This window comes from Myxococcus sp. NMCA1 (assembly GCF_026810205.1).
GTDB lineage: Bacteria > Myxococcota > Myxococcia > Myxococcales > Myxococcaceae > Myxococcus > Myxococcus xanthus_A.
Window position 1 is genome coordinate 8,895,924 of sequence record NZ_CP113950.1, and the last position, 20,852, is coordinate 8,916,775.

The 20,852-nt window shown below is 69.4% G+C and carries 14 protein-coding genes and 1 pseudogene; 7 read left to right on the plus strand and 8 right to left on the minus strand.

Features of this window, described 5'->3' with window-relative positions:
* Window positions 1-2: 2 nt before the first annotated feature.
* Together sitA6 and sitI6 are read left to right on the plus strand one after the other, a co-directional pair.
* On the plus strand, window positions 3-695 hold the full coding sequence (gene sitA6, locus OZ403_RS36905; RefSeq protein ID WP_268782954.1) for a SitA6 family polymorphic toxin lipoprotein: 693 nt from the start codon (window positions 3-5) through the stop codon (window positions 693-695).
* 20 nt (window positions 696-715) lie between these two features.
* Window positions 716-1,429, plus strand: coding sequence for a SitI6 family double-CXXCG motif immunity protein (gene sitI6, locus OZ403_RS36910; protein ID WP_442929826.1), 714 nt, complete (start codon window positions 716-718; stop codon window positions 1,427-1,429).
* Between the two features lie 260 nt (window positions 1,430-1,689).
* On the opposite strand, the gene OZ403_RS36915 is transcribed toward sitI6, so the two are convergent.
* From OZ403_RS36915 to OZ403_RS36930, 4 genes and pseudogenes are all read right to left on the minus strand, one after another.
* Window positions 1,690-2,715 (minus strand): hypothetical protein, encoded by a 1,026-nt coding sequence (locus OZ403_RS36915; protein ID WP_140795874.1) that lies wholly within the window; start codon window positions 2,713-2,715, stop codon window positions 1,690-1,692.
* Window positions 2,716-2,896: 181 nt separating this feature from the next.
* Complete coding sequence (locus OZ403_RS36920) at window positions 2,897-4,156, minus strand: sensor histidine kinase (protein ID WP_140800326.1); 1,260 nt, start codon at window positions 4,154-4,156, stop codon at window positions 2,897-2,899.
* Between the two features lie 558 nt (window positions 4,157-4,714).
* Window positions 4,715-7,036 carry a hybrid sensor histidine kinase/response regulator gene (locus OZ403_RS36925; protein ID WP_268782955.1) on the minus strand — a complete coding sequence of 774 codons (2,322 nt, stop codon included), beginning with the start codon at window positions 7,034-7,036 and terminating at the stop codon, window positions 4,715-4,717.
* A gap of 177 nt (window positions 7,037-7,213) precedes the next feature.
* Window positions 7,214-9,990: pseudogene (locus OZ403_RS36930) on the minus strand (TonB family protein).
* Between the two features lie 256 nt (window positions 9,991-10,246).
* Between OZ403_RS36930 and OZ403_RS36935 the strand changes: the two are divergent.
* On the plus strand, window positions 10,247-10,378 hold the full coding sequence (locus tag OZ403_RS36935) for a hypothetical protein (protein ID WP_257792514.1): 132 nt from the start codon (window positions 10,247-10,249) through the stop codon (window positions 10,376-10,378).
* Between the two features lie 276 nt (window positions 10,379-10,654).
* On the opposite strand, the gene OZ403_RS36940 is transcribed toward OZ403_RS36935, so the two are convergent.
* The gene (locus tag OZ403_RS36940; RefSeq protein ID WP_328285488.1) at window positions 10,655-11,122 is read right to left on the minus strand and encodes a helix-turn-helix domain-containing protein; all 468 of its coding nucleotides are present in this window, start codon (window positions 11,120-11,122) and stop codon (window positions 10,655-10,657) included.
* 546 nt (window positions 11,123-11,668) lie between these two features.
* Here OZ403_RS36940 and OZ403_RS36945 point away from each other — a divergent pair.
* Window positions 11,669-12,310 carry a DUF2378 family protein gene (locus tag OZ403_RS36945; RefSeq protein ID WP_268782956.1) on the plus strand — a complete coding sequence of 214 codons (642 nt, stop codon included), beginning with the start codon at window positions 11,669-11,671 and terminating at the stop codon, window positions 12,308-12,310.
* Between the two features lie 89 nt (window positions 12,311-12,399).
* Here OZ403_RS36945 and OZ403_RS36950 read toward each other — a convergent pair whose 3' ends face one another.
* Window positions 12,400-13,554 (minus strand): CARDB domain-containing protein, encoded by a 1,155-nt coding sequence (locus OZ403_RS36950; RefSeq protein ID WP_140795880.1) that lies wholly within the window; start codon window positions 13,552-13,554, stop codon window positions 12,400-12,402.
* Window positions 13,555-13,999: 445 nt separating this feature from the next.
* Between OZ403_RS36950 and OZ403_RS36955 the strand changes: the two genes are divergently transcribed.
* On the plus strand, window positions 14,000-14,368 hold the full coding sequence (locus OZ403_RS36955) for a response regulator (protein WP_140795881.1): 369 nt from the start codon (window positions 14,000-14,002) through the stop codon (window positions 14,366-14,368).
* Between the two features lie 5 nt (window positions 14,369-14,373).
* Here OZ403_RS36955 and OZ403_RS36960 read toward each other — a convergent pair whose 3' ends face one another.
* Entirely contained in the window at window positions 14,374-16,767 is a 2,394-nt protein-coding gene (locus tag OZ403_RS36960) for a PAS domain S-box protein (protein ID WP_268784927.1), read from the minus strand.
* Window positions 16,768-16,994: 227 nt separating this feature from the next.
* Here OZ403_RS36960 and OZ403_RS36965 point away from each other — a divergent pair, with 227 nt between their 5' ends.
* A complete protein-coding gene (locus OZ403_RS36965) occupies window positions 16,995-19,292 on the plus strand; it encodes a sensor histidine kinase (RefSeq protein WP_268782957.1) in 2,298 nt (765 codons plus the stop codon).
* Between the two features lie 12 nt (window positions 19,293-19,304).
* Here OZ403_RS36965 and OZ403_RS36970 read toward each other — a convergent pair whose 3' ends face one another.
* Entirely contained in the window at window positions 19,305-19,520 is a 216-nt protein-coding gene (locus OZ403_RS36970; protein WP_237077794.1) for a hypothetical protein, read from the minus strand.
* A 640-nt stretch (window positions 19,521-20,160) separates the two neighbouring features.
* Between OZ403_RS36970 and OZ403_RS36975 the strand changes: the two genes are divergently transcribed.
* Window positions 20,161-20,850 (plus strand): response regulator, encoded by a 690-nt coding sequence (locus OZ403_RS36975; protein ID WP_140857720.1) that lies wholly within the window; start codon window positions 20,161-20,163, stop codon window positions 20,848-20,850.
* Window positions 20,851-20,852 lie beyond the last annotated feature (2 nt).

Sequence of the window (20,852 nt, forward strand, 5' to 3'; positions counted from 1 at the left end):
GCGTGCGGAACCCTGTCCTGTCGTGGTGCGTACTGCTCGTGGTCTGGCTGGGCGTGGCGTGCGCCGCTCGGCCGCCGCTGATGCAGGCTTGGGAAGCGATGGACGCGGCCCGCTGTGCCGCGCCCGGTGAAGACCACTGCGTGGTGCTCGGCTGCGAGGAAGGCGTTTGCGGCTTGTTCGCCTGCGAGGATGTGCGCCAGTCCGACACGCCCGCGACCTCGTCCGTGAGCGCACCCGCCGCCGGGCACGTGCTGGCCCTGCGGCCGGGCTTTCCCATGGGTTCGGCCAGGCCCGGACGGTGGTGGCGCAGGGCGCATTGGCTTCGTCAGGGTGCGGAACCGGTGATGACGTTCCGCTGGTACCCGGAACGCCCGCCGCTAAGGCCGCCGCCCGTCCTGCCCGCGCCCCAGTTGCAGAAGCACCATCTGTTCCCCCAGGCCCCAACACTCTCGGCGTGGTTCAAGGAACGTGGCATCAATATCCACGACTACACGATACTCATCCCCACGCATGTCCACCGGCGCATCCATGGCGGCGGCGCATCCGGAGGCCTGTGGAATGAAGCGTGGCGCCAATTCATCGAGACGCGAGGCAACAAGGTGCGGCGAGAAGACATCTTCCGGCATGCCGGTGAACTCATCTACCGCTTCGAGCTCACCGGTCCCGTGCTCCCCTACTTCCGGCGGGCGCCGTGACACCCGAGGAAGAGGCCGGATTGCGCATCTATCAAGTCGAGGCGCCGCGACCGTCGCGCTACACGGGGAACCTACATGCCGCGCATCGATGGAGCCTGCCTGGACTCGCGGGCTGTCCCGGATGTGGTGCTGCCTGGAGCACCGCCGGGCTTCACTATCCATGTGTGGACCTGACATCGCTCCCGACACGGCACGAGTACGAAGAACCCCGCCCTGAGCCATACGAGGAGTGGGCTCGATTGCGCGAACAGGTACGGCCCAAGGTGCCCCCCGGGTTCGCGTTGATGCCCGGGACCAAGTTGGGCCCGATGACCGGACGCGCCTCCGGAACCTTTGGACAGCTACATCTTCAAGCGTGGACCCTGAGCCTCCGCCGTGAAGCACTGGAACAACTGCGGCAAGCAGGATTGCAAGGGCTGAACGGCTGCCCGATGCAACTCAAGGGAAGTGGAAGGAACCCGCCCGAACTGCTCGAACTCCAGCTGACGCCCTGTGGACACTTCCACCCGGACTGCCTTCCATCCGACCGAGAGCCTCCGTGCCCCACATGTGGCGTTGAGAGCTACGGTCTCCCCGACCCCTACCTCCTCGACGCGGCCTCCATCCCCACCACAGTGGACGTCTTCCGCCTCGCGGACTGGCCCACGCTCATCCTGGCCACGCAGCGCTTCGCGGACGCGGTCCAGCGCCTGGAACTCGACGGTGTCACGTTCCGTCAGGTCGCGGTCCGCTGACCCACGGCCACGAACAACGATGCATCAGGCAAACCGCTCCCTGCCCCCAGCGAAGCGCGGGAGGTGTGGATGCATATCGCGGACAGCCATTTGAATGAGCCGGGCGTGCGGGGAAGGCCCGGGGACAACCCACAGCTTCAGCCTGGATGCAGCCGACCGCCGCGCTCGGACAGGCTGGGACTTCCACGGCATCCTCCCGAGGGGTAGGAGGAAAGGCCGCCACTGCGCGCGGCACGGGGGGGCCGCGAAGACGTCAACGCCTAGCAGGCGCCGCAGTCCGCGGCGCAGCTGTCCGGCGTGTTGCTGGTGCCGCAGCTCTCGGAGAGCTGGCACGTCCCGTCACCACACTTGTAGATGTCCTGGGGACGGATGCGGGTGGTGAGCGGGCGGTACGTCACGCCGTTGTACGTGCAGCGCGCGTAGTACGTCCGCATGGAGTCCTGCTGGCAGTACGTCTGGGCAGCCCCCACGTGGGTGATGACGGCCGCGCAGTCCGGGTCCCCGCTCCACGACGACAGGCCGCACGCGCGCACCGTGCTCTCGTCGTAGGCCAGATAGGGCGCGTCATTGGCCGCGAAGAGCCCCTGGCCATTGAAGAGGTTGCCGAAGAAGACGGCCTCATTCTGGTTGTAGGTCTGCAGTTCCTCGGCCGTCGTCGGAATGGCGGTGCCCTGCGAGTCCTTGCCCTGCACGGAGATGTTCAGGTGCACACCGTACTTGTTCACGTGTGCAGCCAGGCAGCTCGACACCAGTTGCTGCTCGGACTCCGGGGCAACCGGGGCGCCCGGGCTCGACGGAGGAGGCGGCGTGGGGTTCGACCACGTCGGCGCCAGCCCCAGGGAACCCTGCCAGGTGTGCGTGGTGCCCGCATGCGTGTACGTCAGGGACTGGCCGGAGGCGAGCGCGCACCGGACGATGTATCGCATCACCTCCTCGGCCTTGACGGGGTCCGCGCTGAACCACGTATTGAAACCATTCGTCGACAAGCCGTTCGTCGACAGGCCATTCGTCGACAAGCCATTGGTGGACAGGCCGTTTGTCGACAAGCCGTTCGTCGACAGCCCGTTCGTCGACAGCCCGTTCGTCGACAAGCCATTGGACGACACCAACTCGTCCGACTGGGTGCCCAGCGTCTCGCTCGCCGTCTCCATCGGCTCCGCCGGGCCACACCCCACGGCGGCGACAAGAAGCAACGCTGGCAGCAGCTCCCACCGGTGCGCACAACGGCGTCCGGCGTAGGTGACCTTGGGGCTGGAACAGGTCTTCGAGGTGGGGTGGTGATACATGGCTGCCTCCGGTTTTTGGGGGTAGCCGCGTTTCTCGCGGCCAAGATAACCGGTAGTCCTTCTTTTCCCCTCTGACAGGTGCCCTCTCGGGCAGTTCGCGCACGTCGGTCATGCGGCAAACACGTAGTCCGTGCGCCGGCTGACGCTCAGCGTCCGTTCCGCCCAGCCGCCAACGTTGCAGTCACACGCGATGTCTCACGCCCGAGGGTGCGGGCGCCTGCGACTGTCGCGCGTCTCGTGGCATTTTCACCGTAAAGGTCGTTCCCTCTGCCTCGGAGGAGGACACGCACACAGCTCCTCCGTGCGCCTGGACGATTTGTTTCACGATGAAGAGTCCCAGCCCCAGGCCACCGGCGCCGCGACGGTGGCCCTTCTCAGGGCCGGTGCCCACCTGGCGGAACGGGTCGAACAATGTCTCCAGCTGTTGAGACGGAATGGGCGTCCCGGTGTTGTGGACCTCCAGGACCTGCTCACCGTCCACGGCGATACATTTGAGCCGGACGGGCGTGTCCTCGGCGCCGTGCTCCAGCGCGTTGCTCACCAGGTTGCTGAGCACCTGCGCCAGCCGGTCCGCGTCCCAGAAGCCCTCCGACGCGCCCTCCACGTCCAGGGTGATGTGCCGGTCCGGATGCGCGGCGGACAGCTCCTCCACCACCATCCGGCAGACGATGGCCAGGCTGACCGTCCCCAGGTGCAGGGGGATGCCGCCCGCCAGGCGCGCGCGGGTGAGGTCGAGGATGTCGGAAATCATGGCGCCCATCCGCGCGGCGCTCGCCTCGATTCGCTGGGCGCACTGCTGCTGCTGGGCCGCCGGCAGCGTGCGTTGCGCCATGGCTCGCGCGGACAGGGCAATGGCATTCAGGGGGTTGCGCAGGTCGTGCCCGAGGATGCCGATGAACCGTTCACGAAACTCGGCCTCCTCGGTCAGCCGCTCCAGCGCGAGGTGGCGCGCGTTGCCATCCAGGGCCTCGCGGGTCAGCCGGGCCGTCGCGTGCTCCAGCGCGCCCTCCGCCCGGAGGCGGGCCTCGCGCTCACGCGCCAGCGCCTCGCGAAGCGCCTGCGCATCGTCCGCGTCATCGGGCAGCAGCCACAGCACGAAGGCATCCAACGCCTTCATGCCCACGGCCCGGAAGCGCGCCTCCATGCCCTCGCGGGTGATGCGCAGCACGACGGACACCGGCTCGCCCGTGTCCACCACGCGCACGCAGTCCTCCAGGCGCAGCCCTCGCACGCCCTCCTGCTCCCAGCACGACACACATGAAGGCAGGACCCAATCGTGCGCCTCCGGCTCGGCGGACGCCTCGAGCGCGGTCTGGCGCAAGTCGAGCACCTCCCCCGCCGTCCCTCGCACCGTCTCGAAGCGCAGGCAGGGCGCGGCGCCTCCCGCATGCGTCGTCCAGGTCCAGGCGGAGCCCCACTTCGACGACAGACACACCCCCATCGACGTCCCCCTGGCACGCGCTCCAGCCCCGATGCTCGACGCTCGGTCGCGGAACGCACACGAGACAAGAGTGACAAATCTCCGGGAGCGCGAACTTGTACGTGGGTACCGGCGCGGCCTTCAGTGCTCACTCCGCGCCAGTGCCAACGCGCCACGCGGCCCGGCACCCGCCGCGGTGTCCTCATTCCGCAATGGCCCTGCGCGAACGGCCAGGGCCTCGGCGTGTTCGCCCAGGACTCCGGCTCAATGCATGCTGGCGATGTCGCGCAGCTCGGGTCCGAAGGCACCGCGCGGGGAGAACGACGTGGCACCTGTCATCAGGTTGACCTGGTACAGGACGTACGGGCCGCTGCCGGACGTGCTCGCCCGAGCGTTCCGTGAAGGGTTCCGAGGTGTCACTGGCATCGGCCGTCTGAACCCGGTGAGCCATCCCGCCTGTTTCAATGTCTGACGCGAGACATGAACACGCGGGATTGCACTCCGAGCCGCACGGCCCTGCGTCTCACCGTGCGGCTGACAAAAAAACTGGGGAGGCCAGGCGTTCCAGGAACGGGCGACTCAGCCCGCCGCACGCGGCAGGCGCACGGTGAAGGTGGTGCCGTGCTGCTCGGAGGACACCACCTCCACGCCGCCGCCGTGGCCGCGCACGATGTCCTGCACGATGTAGAGCCCCAGGCCAATGCTGCGGGTGGACTGGCCCTCCTTCAACGCGCCCCGCGTCAGCGGCTCGAACAGGCGAGGCAGCAACTCACGGGGGATGGGGGCGCCCCCGTTGAAGACAGACAGCAACGCGGCCTCGCCCTCCAGCCGCGTGTCCACCCGCACCGGGGCGTCCGCGGGGCTGTAGGCCAGGGCATTGCCCAGCAGGTTCGTGAGCACCTGGGCGATGCGGTCCGAATCCCATTCGCCGCGCACCTCGCCCTGGACCTCCACCTCCACGCGACGCCCGGGGTTGGCCACCAGGAGCTCATCCACCACCTGGTGCACCACCTCCCGCAAATCGGTGGCCTGACGGTGCAGGGCAATGCCGCCGCCCAGCCGGGCCTTGGTGAAGTCCAGCAGGTCGCGAATCATCCGGGCCGCGCGCTCGGTGGCCTGGCCAATGCGCCACACCATGCGCTTCTGCGGCTCCGTCAACTCACCCTTCTTCTCCAACAGCCCCGCCGACATGGAGATGGCCGCCAGGGGATTGCGCAAGTCGTGGGAGACGATGCCCACCAGCTGCTGTTCGAACTCGGCGCGCCGGCGCAGCTCCTCCTGCGACCGCTGCTGCTCCGCGAACAGGCGCGCGTTCTCGATGGAGAGGGCCGCCTTCGCCGCCAGCTCCTCCACCAGCTCCTGGTCCTCCTGGGTGAAGCTCCGGCCCGAGCCCATGCGCCCCACCGACAGCGTTCCCACCACCTTGCCCTGCGTCCGCAGCGGCACGCACAGCAGGCTGCGCAGCGCCTCGCCCTGTCCCAGCTCCCGCTGTTGCTCCTGCGACAGCTCGGGCACGAGGAGCGGCCGTCCGCCACGGAGCACGAAGTGGCGCAGCCCCTCGCCGGGGAGCAGCGGCGCCCCATCCTCCCCCTGATTGGAATGGCTGGCCGCCACCTCCAGCCGCGTCCCGTCGTCGGACAGCAGGCACAGCGTGCACGTGTCCCCCAGGAAGTAGGCGACCTGGCGGGTGATGGTGTCCAGCAGCACGGACAGGTCGCGGTTCGTCGCATCGAAGGCGTCGGACGCTTCCGTGAGCATCTGCAGCCGGGCGGCGGCGGCCCGGGCCACGGCATGGGCCCGGCGCTCCTCCGCCGTCAGGTGCACCCGGTCCAACGCCTGGGCACACGCATGCGCCAGCGCGGTGAAGAAGGCCCGGTCCATCTCCGTGAAGGTCCGGGGCCGCGCGAAGGACAGGCCAATGGCGCCCAGCGCCCGTCCCTTCACCAGCAAGGGCAGCGCGAGCGCCGCCTCGTGAAGGCCTCGCGTATCCATGAGCGGATAACGCGCGCTCCACTCCTCCGGCGACCCCACCCAGATGGCCTGCTGCTCCCGCAGCGACTCCACCAGCGGCATGGCCGCCGTCATCGGGATGCGCCGCCACCGGCTCAGCACGCTCTCCGGGTAGCCAATGGCATCCACCACCTCCAGCGCCTCGCCCTCCACGTCCAGGAGGTTGACGGTGCCCGCCTTCGCGCCTGCGGCCACCAGCCCTTGTTCGAAGAGCGCGCGGCACACCTGTGGCACGGTGGCCGCCTCCGACAGCCGGGCGGTGAAGTCCCGCAACCGGTCGATGTAGCCCGCGGCCCTCAGCGCGGCATCCCGCGCCTCGGCTTCCTTCTGCCGCAGCAGCTCCGACTGGCGCCGCACCTGCTGCTGCGCGCGGAACAGCTCCACGAAGACGGACACCTTCGAGCGCAGCACCTCCGGCGGAAAGGGCTTCTGGAGGAAGTCCACCGCGCCGGTGGCGTAGCCGGTGACGAGCTCCGCGTCATCGCGGCCGTAGGCGGTGAGGAAGATGATGGGGACGTTGCGCGTGCGCTCACGCTGCTTGATGAGCGCCGCCGTCTCGAAGCCGCTCAGCCCCGCCATCCGCACGTCCAGCAGGATGACGGCGTAGTCCTCGCGCAGCAGGAAGCGCAGGGCCTGCTCCCCCGAACAGGCCTTGTCCATGCGCACGCCCAGCGGCTCGAGGATGGCCTCCAGCGACACCAGGTTCGACACATGGTCATCCACCAGCAGCACGGCGGGGGCCTCCGAAACGGCCTTCGCCTGGCGATGGGGGGCTTCATCCGAAATCCGCAGGTGCGTCAGCGCCAGCCGGCTGGCCGCGGTAGCCCCCCGACTGAAAGGGATGCCCCCGCGCTGCAACGGCACCATCGTCGGAATCCCGTCCTGCGACATGAAGAAGTCACCTGGTGTGCGGTGGTCAGGAACTCGGCCCGACGTCTCCGGGCCCCCAGGAGCGGACCGGCCCCCGGAACAACTGGCGGCGCGGGATTACACCGTGTGGCGCGCCATCGTGCCCAGATGAAGGCGGAGGCGCGGCGCCAAGCGTGCGCTATCCATCAGTCCGCGTGCTCAGTAACGACCCTTCACGCCCAGGATGGGTAGGGCGATGGGAAGCCCCACCGCTTCCTTACGCAGCGGGAAGCCGTTGCCACCCTCGTACTCGAAGCCCAACGTCTCCCGGCGGAGCGTGACGTTGAGCATGTCCAGGTACGCCTCCAGGCTGAAGGTGTCATGGACCCACGACTTGGACAGCCGCACGTCGAACCGGAGGAAGGCCGGCAGCCGGTCCACGCGATCTCGGTCTGCCTTGACCCAGGCTGGCCTGCCGGAGGCGTCTTCGCCAGGGCGGTGCGTCTGCGTGCCCAGGGTGCCGTATTCAGGGCGCCCGGTATTGAAGTGCAGCACCCCGCCCAGCGTGATGTTGTTGGCGAACTTGTAGCTGAGCACCAGGTTGAGGATGTGCGTCTGGTCGAAGGCGAAGGGCAGGTCCGCCTCCGCCTCGCCCACCCGGTGGCCCTCCGCGTCGTAGCGGTGGAAGCGCGTGCGGCGCGTGCTGCGCTGGAGCGAATACGACAGCCAGCCGAACCAGTTGTCGCCCAGCGGGTGGCGCAGCAGGAACTCCATGCCGTAGGCCATGCCGCTGCTGCGGAAGTCCGGGAAGTCGAAGTCCGAGCGGTCGGGGATGCCGCCGCCGTCCCCCAACTGCATGCCGCGGCGCAGGCCCGCTGGAGGAGTGCCGGTGTCCGGCGGGTCGTCGTCCACCATGCCTTCGTCGGCGAAGGGCGTCAGCTCGAGGGTCCGCAGCATGGGGTTGAGATAGACGTCCAGCCCCACCTCCAGACCGCGCCACGCCTTCCATTCCGCGCCGACGGAGAGCTGCACGCCTTGCTGGAGCCCCAGCAGCAGGCTTCCCACGTCCACCACGGGCAGGCTGATAAGGGTGGTGGGTGGCTGATGGAAGAGGCCCGCCCCGCCCTTGAGCGTGAGCGTTTCCGACACCTTGTGACGCACGGTGAGGCGCGGCTCCAGCGCGCGCCGGTCAATCCCCGGCGACAGGTGGTAGCTGTCCACGCGCAGGCCGGGCACCACGGCCCACTTCTCATGGGGCTGCCACACCAGCTCCGTCCACGCGCCCATGAAGGTCCCCAGCGCCACGGGCGCCACCTCCACGTCCGCGTCGGAGCCGCCGTCCTGCTGGAGCAGCTCGACGATGGCGCGCTTGTGCTCCACGTCCGCCCCGGCACGCAGCGTGGCGCTGGGTGACAGCGTCGCGGTGTAGCCCAGGCGCGCGGACCAGTGCCCCTGGTCGATATGGATTTCGGTGGCCTCGCCAGGGGGACTGCGGCTGACGATGGCGAAGCGGTCCAACCCCCACGTCCCGCCCACCTCCAGCTCACCGGGCCCCACGGGGTGCCGGTGCCGCAGGTCCACCCGGTGGAAGATGATGGATTGCATCGCGGTGTCGCCCCATTCGTCCTGGGCCTCCGAACCGAAGGTGTCCGAGGAGCCAAAGGCAAACAGGCGCAGCGTGCCCTCGCCCAGCCGCTGTTCCACCCGGCCCTGATAATCCCAGAAGTCGAGCACCACCTTGGGGTTCTCCCGCCCGGGAGGGGGCGGTGCCTGGAGCTGGTTCGCCGCCAGGGCGATGAGCAGGGCGTATAGGAATAGCGGCCGGCCAGGCTGACGTTGGTGCCGGTGTCCTTGAACGGCGTCTCGATGAAGAAGCCCGCGTTGATGAGGTCCGCGTAGGCGCTGCCGTGGACGCCGTCATCCCGCGGGCGGCTGAGACGCCCGTCGATGGCGCCCCCCATCAACCGCCCATACCGGGGCGGCGGCGAGCCCGGATAGAAGTCGATGGCGTCGATGAAGTCCGGGTGGATGACGGCCGGGCCCAGGAACAGGTGGAAGAGGATGGGGACGCGGATGCCATCCAGGAAGTAGCCGGTGGCCGCGGGCTGGCTGCCGCGCACCACCGGGTAGGCCACGCCGGACACCATGCTGCCCACGCCGGGCAGCAGCATGACGACGCGGAAGGGGTCCCCCATGGTGCCAGGCACCTCGCGCAGCTCCGCGTCATGCAGGGTGACGCGGCTCACCTCCGTGCGCTCGCGGTCTCCCCGCACCACCGTCTCGTACGGGTTGATGATGAGCGGCTCCAGCCCGTACACCACCTCCAGCGCCTCGTTCGCCTTCAGGCCCTCGCGGAAGACGCCGGACTTGTGGCCGGGGGCGGTGATACGCACCGCATGCACGCCCGCGGGCCAGCGCGCCTCGAAGCGCCCGTCCACGTCCGTCTGCACCGGCGCGTCCGGATGCGCGTCCGACACCAGCGTGGCCCCCACCAGCGGCCGGCGGTTGCCCTTGGTGCGCACCAGGCCCTTCAGGGTGATGGGCGCCGCGGGCGCGGCACCCTCGGACATGCCCGGCGCGGGCGCCTCGAAGCGGTACTCGAAGAAGATGCGCACGGCCACCGGCAGGCCGTCCAGGGTGGCGGGGGCGAAGCGCAGCGACGGCGCCGCGTGCAGCGCCGCCCGGTCCAACAAGGGATGCAGCCCTTCCATCAACGTGGCGGACTCCACCTCGCCCGCGTCGTCGATGAGCAACTCCAGCTTCACCACCCCCGCGACGCCGTCTGACGCCAGCCCGGGCGGATAGGGAGCGGGCGAGTCCCGCACCATCGCGGGCGGAATGAACGCGGGCTCGGGCACGCCCGCGTCCTCCGACAAGGGCGCATCCGTCTCCACGGCCCAGCCCGCGTCGGTGCGTTGCAGCTCCCGCTCGGCCCGGGCGGCGCCCCCGTCCTCCGGCGTCCCCGCGTCCTGTGCGTGCGCCCGAGTCCCGGGCATGAACAGGGCCACAACGGCGACCGCCGCGCGCGCTGCTGGCCTGACTGTCCACCACCCAAGTCCGCGGGTCATTCCCTCACCAAGCGGGGCACTGCGCACCCTGTCCCCCATGAGGCCAGGGAGACGGCGGAGTGACAAGCGCCTCGGGGTGGACCCACGCGGGCCGCGTCAGCCCTGGGCGCGGCCCGTTGCCAGCCGCTCTCCCGACGCAATGGCAATCACAGCCAGTGGTTCCTCAACATGCCCGGAGTCCCGGATGCTGCTCGCCAGCTATCAGCGCACGCTGAATGAAGGCGCTCCCGTCGGTTGCTCGCCGCCCTACACGGTGTCCAACCTGTCTGCGGGGACGCACCGGATGCAGGTGCGCTCACACCCTTCGTCAGCCTGACGCGGCTGGACGGCACGCACACCGTCACCGCCCTCCACACCTGGCGCGCGGACTCCCTGCTTCCCTCAGCCCGGACCCTGGCAGTGGGATGGGAGTGCTGGACTGCGAGGCGGTGGAGCGGGCGGCTCGAGCACAGCGCGGCCAGGAGCCACCGACGGGCGACTACACCTTGCGCGGCCCAGCGCCTGAAGCGCTGAACCCTCAGCAGCGCCCCCAGCGTCAGGCAGTACGTCACAACCCCGAGCGGCGGCAGCCTCACCGTCCGGGGCCCGGCCCTCACCGCTCAGGCAGGATGGCGGCCGCGACCTGGTTCATCAGGTTGAGCTGGCTGCGCGACATCCGCCGCAGCGTTCGGAGCACCTTCCGCATCTCCGGCAACTGGTCCCTGTGCCCGGAGTCCCCTTCCCAGAGCGCGGCGCCGACACTGGCCGCCGTGGCGAGTCCCAGCCCGACGTCCGCCGACAACCGAAGTGCCAGACACAGCCGGAACAGGGTCGGCACGCTGGGCATCATCTTCCCCCGCTCCATGCGCCCATAGACTTCCGCGGCGATACCCACACGCTCCGCGACATCCGCCTGGGTGAGCCCCGCGAGCAGCCGCGCGCCTCGCGCCGCCTCGCCAACGCTCTCCGCCAGACGGCTCTCCAGCTGCTCGCGCGACTTCCGGGCGCGATCCGCTGGGCTTCGAGGCTGGGGCCGGGGCCGCTTGCGGGGAGGAGCAGGACCTTCAAGGTGGGTCTTCACTGCGTCAACCTTGTGAGTACGGGCCAAGCTCACGCCCTGCCCGGGAACAGGTCGCGCTCGGTCACGAGTTTTCCTGTGACTTATAACCCAGCACGTCCTCAGGCGAAATACCGATATGGAGGGTAGTCCCCCGCCCCGCACCCCCAGCGAAAAGTATCGCACCCGACACCACACGGGCGCGCTCCGGATGCGCCGCCACGCACCAGACAGACGTCCAGGCGTCAGCCCGCGTGGCCCGTACGGCACCGGGTCCGTCCGGCCCTACTCGCCATGTCTGTCATTGAGGGGGCGGCCAATCCCTTCACCAAAATTCGCGGACCAGGGTTGCCTCGCGAAACCACTCCATGCAATGTGCATCATTACGGCAACACTTCCGCGACCTGTCTATGCAGCCTCCTGAACCGGAGGCCCGCGGCCGGACGCGTGAGTTTGGGCATGGGCGGCCAAGGCTTTCGCCGCCCATGTGGGGGCCAGCATCCACCTTGGAGCACAGCACGTCTGGCTTCGGCCTGACGGCGCCCCCTTTTCTTCTGGAGTCCCCCCGCAATGGAATTGAGATTGACCCCGCGCCTGGTGCGAGAACCCGCGCCGCCTCAGCCCCTGGGACCGGATGCCATGCGCGAGCTGCGTCAGCGCTGCGCGCTCGCCACCCCCGAGGACACCGCGCGCGGCATGTTCTTCCGGGGGGTCCTGGAGACGGTGCGGCGCGTGGGAGGCTCCGCCATGGAGCAGCTCTGCCGCCAGTCCCTGCCAGAGAAGCGCTACATCGACTTCTTCAGCTACCCCATCACCCAATTCCTGCCGCTGGCCTTCCAGGCCGCCAGCCTGCTCTCCGAACACTGCGGGGGCCTGGCCGCCGCTCATCGCGTCATGGGCCAGAAGGCCGCGCAGGACTTCCTGGAGTCCGTCGCGGGCCGCACCCTGCTGATGCTCGCCTATGACGAGCCCCGGCTGCTGCTCGGACAGCTTCCCACCGGGTTCCTCGCGGCGGTGAGCTACGGCGAGCGGAGCATGGTGTGGACGGGGCCTCGCAGCGGCCGCTTCGTCATGAAGCGGGACTTCATGCCCACCGCGTACCACGAAGGGGTCCTGCACGCCGCCCTGGAAGCCGTGGGCGCGCGCGACATCGGGGTGCAGGGGCGCGAGCTGGGCCTGCTCGACACGGAGTACGCGCTGTCCTGGCGCTGAGACACAACAACGCCGGCGGCCTATTGCTCCGGGCCCCCGGCGGAAGAAGGGCCCCGCCCCACTTCCAGTGGGACGGGGCGGCGCTTCGACTACAGCAGCGAGCAGAGCAGCCCGGGGAAGCGTGAACCGGAGGGGCAGTTGTCGCCCTGGCAGTACACGACGCCCGAATCGATGGCGGGGTTGGCCAGCAGCGCGGGAACCTTCACGTTGCAGGTGCCAATGGCGCTGTTGCCGGACGCGTCCTGCACGGCGTACGTGAAGTTGTAGACACGGCCGTTGCCCAGCAGGGCCGCCTCGGCGCGAACCATCGCGGACTTGCGGTCCGGGGTCAGCTTGATGTCGTCACACGCCAGCAGCCGCAGCAGGGACAGCGCGTCGTTGGACTCGTCGGAGGTCACGCGGATGATGCTGGCTGACGCATCCAGGTCGAGCTCGCCGCCGCAGTTGTCGACGGCCGGCATCGCGCAGTCAGACAGGGGCACCAGCACGTAGTCGGAGCCCAGGACCGGCTGGATCACCAGGCCGCGGTTGGCGCCCGGCGTGGGGGCGCTGACGTCGACGACCGTCACGTTCGCCGAGCACGTGCTGGAAGCCGCGCCGTCGGAGACCAGGAGCTGCGCGCTCGTGGTGCCCAGCCCATAGGGGCCCGCGGGCGACTGCTCCACGGAGAACGGCCCCGGGAAGCCGTCCGGGTCGAACGAGCCGTTGTCGATGCTGGCGCTGCCCTGACAGGCCGCGTTCGCGGGGACGGTGACGCTCTGACAGCTGGCCACCGGCTGCTGGTTGGTGGCACAGGGAATCTCGAAATCGATGGAGGCGAAGTTGTTGTCCTCGTCATCCTCCGGATAGGTGCCGTCCTCGTCCGCGACGACCACCACCTTCGTGGTGCCCTCCGGCACCGTGTACGACAGCGAGAAGGGGAAGGTCTCACCGCCCACCAGCCAGGGGACGCTGATGGTGCCCAGCCGCACGCCGCCAGCGCCCGGCGTCCCCGCGTACACCGCCGCGGTGGAGTTCCCAATGCCCGTGGGCCGCTCGTTCTTGATGGCCGCGGAGAGCGTCAGCGCCGTCGCCGCGCACGATGCGGACAGGTCCACCACGCTCAGGTCCAGCCCCGTCTCCTTCGCCTCCTGACGCTGGACCTCCATGTCGATGGTTGCAGGGCTCTCCTCGGGAAGGGTGCCCTCACAGCCCGTCAGAAGAAACAACGCCGTCAACGTCGAGACGCCATGATTCCGTGTCATGTCTGGTTCCTGGCATGCCGGGAGCACGCCTGCTCAGCAGGGGGGGAATGCCTCTCAACGAGGCCACTCTTTTATGTCGAGTCGATTCCCCGGATACCACGGACTCCCAGTGCATGTGGAGACAATTATTTTCACCAGCCTGTATGAAGTCTGCGCTCCCACCAGGGTGGCTGACGACACCTCGCCTTGATTCTTGATAATCCAGACAGGGAGCGATGCATGCCTGACACCCCTGGGTGTCATTATCGACGATGAATACACACGTCCCCAAGACAGGCGCCGTGTAGCCACGGCCCCATGAGTCAAACAAGACATATCCAAGCAAAAGCCGACATCATGGCCAAACCCCGCATCGTGTCGCGGTGGACACCCGGGGCGTCCACGGGCGGACGCATCGCCCTGGGGCCCTGGCGGACATTGGACTTCAGTACAAGGCTACGGCCTCATGTCCACGCCCAACCTCGTCCTCCTCGTGGAAGACCATGCCGACAGCCGGGAGCTGTTGGAGGAGTTCCTCACCCTGGAGGGCTTCACCGTGGAGACAGCGGGCAACGGACTGTCCGCCTGGGAGCGCCTGAGCCGCCCGCCCCTGCCGGATGCCGTCCTCCTGGACCTGATGATGCCGGTGATGAGCGGCTGGGAGCTGATGCGCCACGTGCGCGAGGACGCGCGGCTGAGCACCCTGCCGGTGGTGGTGGTCTCCGGGGCTGGGAGCTCCCAGCCCCTGCCGGAGGGCATCCGGGCCACGGTGCCCAAGCCCGTGGATTTATTCGAGCTGCGCGCCACCTTGGAGCGGGTGGTGAGCCCCAGCTGAGCGCGTCAGCCCGTCGGCAGGCGGGGCAGCGTCACCCGGACGGTGGTGCCCGCCTGGGCGGTGGAGGTCACCTCGATACGTCCGCCGTGGCCCTTCACCACCTGCTCGACGATGTAGAGCCCCAGCCCACTGCTGCTCCCTCCGCCGACACCCTCCATGGCGCCGCGCCGGAAGGGGTCGAAGAGCCGGGGGAGCATCTCCGGGGAGATGGGCTCGCCGGGGTTGTGGACTTCCAGCACCACGAAGTCGCCACCGTCATACAACTTGAAGGACACGGGCGCGTCCGCGGGGCTGTATTGGAGCGCGTTGCCCCCCAGGTTGCTGACCACCTGGAGCAGCCGGTCCTCGTCCCACTCCCCTTCGTAGCGGCCCGGCTCCACCCGGAACGCCAGCTTGCGCTCGGGCCAGGCCGCCTCCAATTCATCCACCCCCAGCCGGACCACGGACCGCAAATCACCGGCCGTGCGTTGGATGGGAATGCCGCCGCCCAGCCGCCCGCGCGTGAAGTCGAGCAGCTCTGAAATCATGCGTTTCATCCGGTCACCGGAGCGGGCGATGCGCGTCACCAGCCGGCGCTCGCGCTCCGGAAGCGCCTCGCTGTGCAACAACTGCGTCGCGGACAGCTGGATGGCATTGAGCGGGTTGCGCAGGTCATGACTGACAATGGCGATGAGCCGCTCGCCGAAGCGGACCGCCTGTAGCGCGGCCTCCTGGGCTCGGCGCCGTTCGGAGACATCCACCATGGTGGCCACCGCCGCGATGATGGTGCCCTCCCGGTCCACGATGGGCGAGCTGGACAGGAGGACCGTGACGTACTGGCCATCCTCGCGGGGGATGAGCATCTCCTCGCCCTGCACCACCTCGCCGTGGCGCAGGCTGCGCGCCAACGGCAGCGCCTCCATGGCGTAGGGCCGCCCGTCCGGGCGCAGCGAGACGCCATAGTCCTCCACGTAGTCCTGCATCGACGCGGAGGGATGAAACGGCTTGCCGGTGATGACCTCCACCTGGCGGCTGGCCATCACCAACCGGCCGGACGGCGCGTCCGCGATGAAGACGCCCGCGGGCATCTGGTCCAGCACCGACGCCAGCCGCGCGCGCTCGGCCTCGATGGCGCCCAACAGCCGCTGCCGGTCCATCTCCATGGCGCGGCGCTGGGTGATGTCCACCACGGTGGCCACCCGCTGCACCACGCGGCCGACCTCATCCTTGAAGGCCGTGACGTGCGTGAAGGCGGGGAAGCGGGTGCCATCCTTCCGGATGTGCAGGGATTCGTATTCGTGTGACGGCTTGGAGTTCGCCACCGCCACGTGCCGGGGCAACACGCCGCGCGCTTCCGGCGCATAGGTGTCCTCCAGCCGCCGTCCGGTCAGCTCCTCCGGCGAGTAGCCATGCATGCGAGCGAAGGCGGGGTTCACCTCGCGCAGCCGCTCCTCGGCCGCGTCCACCACCGCCACGCCCACGCCCAGCCGCTTGAAGACCTGCGCCCACCGCCGCAGGCCCGCTTCACTCTCCCGGAGGCGCTCCAGGGACGCCTCCGCCACGGCGCGCGCCTCGCGCTCGCGGGCATGCGCCTGGGCCTGCAGCAGCAGCGCGGTGGTGCGAGCCGCCATGGCCCGGAAGAGGAACTGGTCCTCTTCCGACAGTTCATGGGTGGCGCGGCTGCCCATCAGCACCACGCCCATCAACTGCTCGCCCAAGAGCAACGGCACACCGAACAACGCGGACAGGTCCGCATCGCGCAAGGACGGCTCGCTCACCCGGCTGTCCGTGCGCGCCGCGCGCACCAGCAGCGGCTGTCGCGTGGCCGCGATGGTGCCCGTGAAGCCCTCCCCCATGCGCACCACGTCCCCCACGGCCATCCCCGTGCCCACCACGCTCTCCACCCGCAGGACGTCCTCTTCCAGCAGCAGGACGGCCGCCACGTCCACCACGGCCACGGTCTCCCGCAGGACCTGGAGGAGGGCCGGCAACAGCTCCGCGGCGTCGGCGCTGCCCAGGGCCGCGGTGCTGATGCGGTCCAGCGCCTGCAACGTGCGCTCGCGCGCCAGCGAGTAGCGGCTGACGGAGGCCGCCACCGCCTCATCCATGGCCTCGTGGAAGACGAGCTCCGCCTCCGGGCGGTGGGTGGCGTTCTCCCGGGACGTCCACAAGCGCAGCACGCACGCGCGCAGCAACCGGTACTCCGTCACCACCTGCCGCAGGTCGAAGCCTTCCCCCAGCCGCTCAATGGCGTGCCGGTCCGGAATGTCCCCCAGGCCGTCCTCCACGCCGCCGGGCGAGTCGCGGCGCATCAGCGAGGCGACGACCTCCAGCAGCCGGGGCAACCCGTCTCGCAGCGCGAGCCTTGGCAGCGCCTGGGCCGCGGGGATGCGGCGCACCTCCACCTCCCACGCGGACATGATGGATTCCCGCTGCTGTAGAAGGAACTCGGCCAGGAGGATGGGCACAATCTCGTGGATGTAGGCGTCAGAGCCATCGACGACAACAGCAAAGCGCTCCGAGTGCCCGGCAGCGGAAATGTCCGAAAGCGTGCAGCCACCTCGCACGTCCGGAGTGCGTGTCACGGACACTCCTTGAAATGAGCGCTGGAGGCCGCCAGGGGTGGCGCTGTTAGGGTCCCTTCGACATGAGCGGGCGCGCACGGTTTGCCTGGGCGCTGGTGGTGGGGCTGTTGGGCCATGCGCTCAACCGATTTCCCGTGGAGCTCATCCCAGGCATCGACATCCTGCTGGGCTTCTTCCTCATCATCCCCGCGGCCCCGCTGCTGGGGCCCTGGTGCGCGGGGCTCGCGGCCGGCATCGCCATGTCCGTCACCGTCCAGATGTGGGGCCACCCCTGGAGCATGCTGGGTTCGATGATGGAAGGGGTCGTCCTGGGCGCGCTGACCCGGCGCTACTGGCCCCTTCAGGCGGACGGGATTTTCTGGCTGGGAGGCATCCCCTACCTCATCGTCAGCTATCACCTGGGCGAGGACGTCACGGCGACGAGCACGTTCGCCATTGCCTTCAAGCAGGCGCTCAACAGCCTGGTGCCGGCGCTGCTGACGCAGGTGGTGCTGATGACGCCCATGGCGCGCGCGCGGCTGTGGCCCCTGCTGACGCCCGCGCTGCGCACCTTCACCTTGTCGTCGGCGGTGGGCTCGGCGCTGCTGCTGGCGCTGGTGCTGCCGTTGCTGATGGTGGGGACGCTGGAGGGCCGCGCCCGCTATGCCGCCGAGCGGCGGCGGATGGATGACCAGGGCCTCTCCACCGCCCACCTGCTGGCGGAGACGGTGGACGCGGAGCTGTCCACCGCCCAATCCCAGACCGCCTTGCTGGCGAGCGTCGTCATGGATTGGTGGGAGCGCGAAGGGGAGCGTCCGCCCCAGCCGCAGTTGGAGGAGCTGCTGCGGGACTGGGTGTATCACTCCGCGTTCGCGCTCAACTGCAGCATCGGGGACAGCGACGGCAGCCTGGTGGCCATCTGGCCGCCGCTGGGCGTGGCCGCCCAACCGGTGGCGGGCTCCAACTTCGCCGACCGCGCCTACTTCCGGGACGTCCGCAGCAAGCGCGCGCCCGTGGTGAGTGGCGTGTTCGCGGGCCGGGCCACGGTGACGGGCCCCGTCATGGTCGCCGTCGCGCCGTTGCTGCGGCAGCAGCGCTTCGAAGGCTTCACGTCGGTGGCCATCAACCTGCCTCGGATGCGGGCGGTGGCGCAGGAGCGTCTGGCTCCGGGTCAGCGCGCGCTGCTTGTGGACCCGGACGGCAACGTGGCCTTCGACACCGGCGCCACACCCGGGCCGGAGCCCCAGTCCCTGAAGGGCACCGCGTTGGGGGAGATGCTGTCGACGCTGCCCGCCACGGGCACCCGCACCTACGACACGGAGCCCCAGGCCCCCCCGTTGCGGCGGACATTGGGGGCGCGGCACCTGGCCACCGCGACGCTGCTCCAACCGGGTTGGCGCGTCCTGGTGGAGCATCCGATGCACGACTTGGACTTCAGCGTCATCGGCACCTACAGCGCGCTGCTGGCCACGCTGGCACTGGCGCTGGTGCTGGCCATTCCCGTCACCCGCCTGCTGACGCGCATGCTCTCCAGGCCGGTGGAAGCCGTGTCCCATGCGGCCGGCCGCATGGCCGCGGGCGAACGCGACGTGCGCGCCTTCGGAGCGCTCCACCACTCAGGCGCCATCGAGGTGGAGAAGCTGGGCCTGGCCTTCGACGAGATGGCGGCCCGGCTCCAGCGGCACCTGGAGGAAGTGGAGCGCGTCAGCCAGGCCAAGGCGGCCTTCTTCTCCATCGCCAGCCATGAGCTGAAGACGCCCCTGGCCACCCTCAAGCTGCGCTTGCAGCGGCTGCGTCCGGACACCGTGCGCCAGCAGGACCTGGTCCTCATGGACCGGCAGGTGGACCGGCTGGCGCGGCTGGTCAACCAACTGCTGGATGTGTCCGAGCTGGCCAGCGGCCGGCTGTCACTGGCGCAGGTGCCCCTGGAGCTGTCAGCGCTGGTGAGGCGGGTGTCGGAGCGGCGCGCGGCGTCCGCGCCCCAGCACCCACTGAAGCTGAGCCTGGAGCGCGTGGACGGTTGGTGGGACGAGCCCCGGCTGGAGCAGGTCGTCTACAACCTGGTGGACAACGCCATCCGCTACAGCCCGGAGGGCGGACCGGTGGAGGTGGTGCTCCGGCGGGAGGACGGTGACGCGCTGCTGGAGGTGAAGGACCGGGGCGTGGGACTGGGGCCGCGCGGGGGCGAGGAGCTCTTCAGCCGGGCGCTTCGCGGCGGCACGCTGTCCACCATCAGCCGCGTGGAGGGATTGGGCGTGGGATTGTATTTGAGCCGTGAAATCATCACCCGCCATGGCGGCAGCATCCACCTGGCCGCCCGCGAAGGCGGCGGCACCTGCGCCACGGTCCGCCTGCCCCGGAACGACCCGCGCGAGGCGTGACGCGCTCGCCCGCTATGGGTCGACGGGTGGCACGTCGGGCCAGGGCTGCGGCAAGGAAGGCGCGGCCACGTGTGTCAGCCGTAACAAGCTGCGTCCCAGGTCGAGCTGGTAGCGGACGCGAAAACCCGAGTCGAGCACCACCAACCCACCCTGGTCCGACATCAAAGGCCCGTCGAGCGGAAGGCCCGCGGCGAGAGCCCCCAGCTCACACTGGAGCTTCTCTCGCACCGGAGTCGAACATCCTGCCAGGGTCCGGAGTGCCCGGGGAGCGAGCTGAAGTCGAAGGGCCATGGTCGTTTCACACTGACGAGCCGTGGCGATGACGACAAGCTGTACCCGAAGTGCCTATTTGACGTCGGCTTCCAGCCCCATGAGGGGACCACCCCTCACTTCGCTGTGGAGTGCCAGACACCGAAGGGCGGTGAAGACGCCGTCCAGCCGATATTACCGCTGCCGCGCGAGGATACGCCGCCCTTCGACATCGATGGCGCAGGTCGCTTCCATGTCCATGATGATGTTCTGCTTTTCACAGACATCCGGACGCAATGTCACACGGACGAATGTCACGCCTTCGGGGCCCGGGGATGCAATCACTTCGTACGAGAAACCTGTTTCATCCGCCGGTACCGGTTATCGAATCTGGACGGGAAACGCTGGCGGGGTTGCCGTAGCGCCACCGAGGCTCGACTCCACCCAACCTGTTCAGCCCGTATCCGGGAAGAAACCTTTCAGGTGGGTATCGGCACAGCCCACAGGTCCTCGGGAAGCACCGGAGGCCCAGGTGTCGGGCATCGGACGCGGAGCGCGCTGGCCCCTGGCGCATCCCTCGGGTCCGGGGTATCCGAGCCCCCTCGCCTCTTCTTCCACCATGTCCCGGCCGCTCCAGCACCTGCTTCTCGTCGAGGATGACCTCGCCTGGCGCGAGCGGCTGACCGTGGTTGCTCACGCGGAAGGGGTGAAGGTCTCCCACGCGGCGGATGGCCAGGAAGCCCTGGACTGGCTGTGCACGCGGCCCCGGGCGAGCCACCCTGATCTCATCCTCCTGGACCTGCTGCTGCCGCGGATGGACGGGTGGGAGCTCTACGGACAGCTCCGGACCAACGCGCGTCTGCGCCATCTGGGCGTGCTGATGTTCTCTGGCGCGCTGAGCGGCCAGGAGCCCCCGCTGGACGGCGTGGTGGGCTACCTGCGCAAGCCGCACGCGCCCGAGGCCGCAGATGGAGCGCTGCGCGCCCAGCTTCGCGGGCTCCCTGAGCTTCCCTCGCGGGACTCCGCCGAGCCCTACGCACTACACCTGCCCGAGGACGTGTCCCTGCCGCTGCGCACCCTGCCGGGCTCCCTGAGCCACGCGGTGCGCCTGCACCTGCTGCGCGCCGCGGAGCTGGCGGGTACGGAGCTGCCCCTGGCCTCCACCTGGCTGATGGCGCTCCCCGGGACGCCCCCCTCGCTCCTGGTGACTGTGGACGGCGTGCAGGTGGAGCTGGAGGTGGATGACGCGCGGCGACGGCTCACCGTCTGCGACGTCACCCTGTCACCGAACCTGCGCCACGGCGCCTGACG

Bases quoted from the DNA above. Each gene is read 5' to 3' on its own strand.
- OZ403_RS36945 (WP_268782956.1), top strand. From the start codon at position 11,669: ATGGAATTGAGATTGACCCCGCGCCTGGTGCGAGAACCCGCGCCGCCT.
- OZ403_RS36955 (WP_140795881.1), top strand. From the start codon at position 14,000: ATGTCCACGCCCAACCTCGTCCTCCTCGTGGAAGACCATGCCGACAGC.
- OZ403_RS36965 (WP_268782957.1), top strand. From the start codon at position 16,995: ATGAGCGGGCGCGCACGGTTTGCCTGGGCGCTGGTGGTGGGGCTGTTG.
- OZ403_RS36960 (WP_268784927.1), bottom strand. From the start codon at position 16,767: ATGTCCGCGTGGGAGGTGGAGGTGCGCCGCATCCCCGCGGCCCAGGCG.
- OZ403_RS36935 (WP_257792514.1), top strand. From the start codon at position 10,247: ATGCTGCTCGCCAGCTATCAGCGCACGCTGAATGAAGGCGCTCCCGTC.
- OZ403_RS36950 (WP_140795880.1), bottom strand. From the start codon at position 13,554: ATGACACGGAATCATGGCGTCTCGACGTTGACGGCGTTGTTTCTTCTG.
- OZ403_RS36925 (WP_268782955.1), bottom strand. From the start codon at position 7,036: ATGTCGCAGGACGGGATTCCGACGATGGTGCCGTTGCAGCGCGGGGGC.
- OZ403_RS36915 (WP_140795874.1), bottom strand. From the start codon at position 2,715: ATGTATCACCACCCCACCTCGAAGACCTGTTCCAGCCCCAAGGTCACC.
- OZ403_RS36920 (WP_140800326.1), bottom strand. From the start codon at position 4,156: ATGGGGGTGTGTCTGTCGTCGAAGTGGGGCTCCGCCTGGACCTGGACG.
- OZ403_RS36975 (WP_140857720.1), top strand. From the start codon at position 20,161: ATGTCCCGGCCGCTCCAGCACCTGCTTCTCGTCGAGGATGACCTCGCC.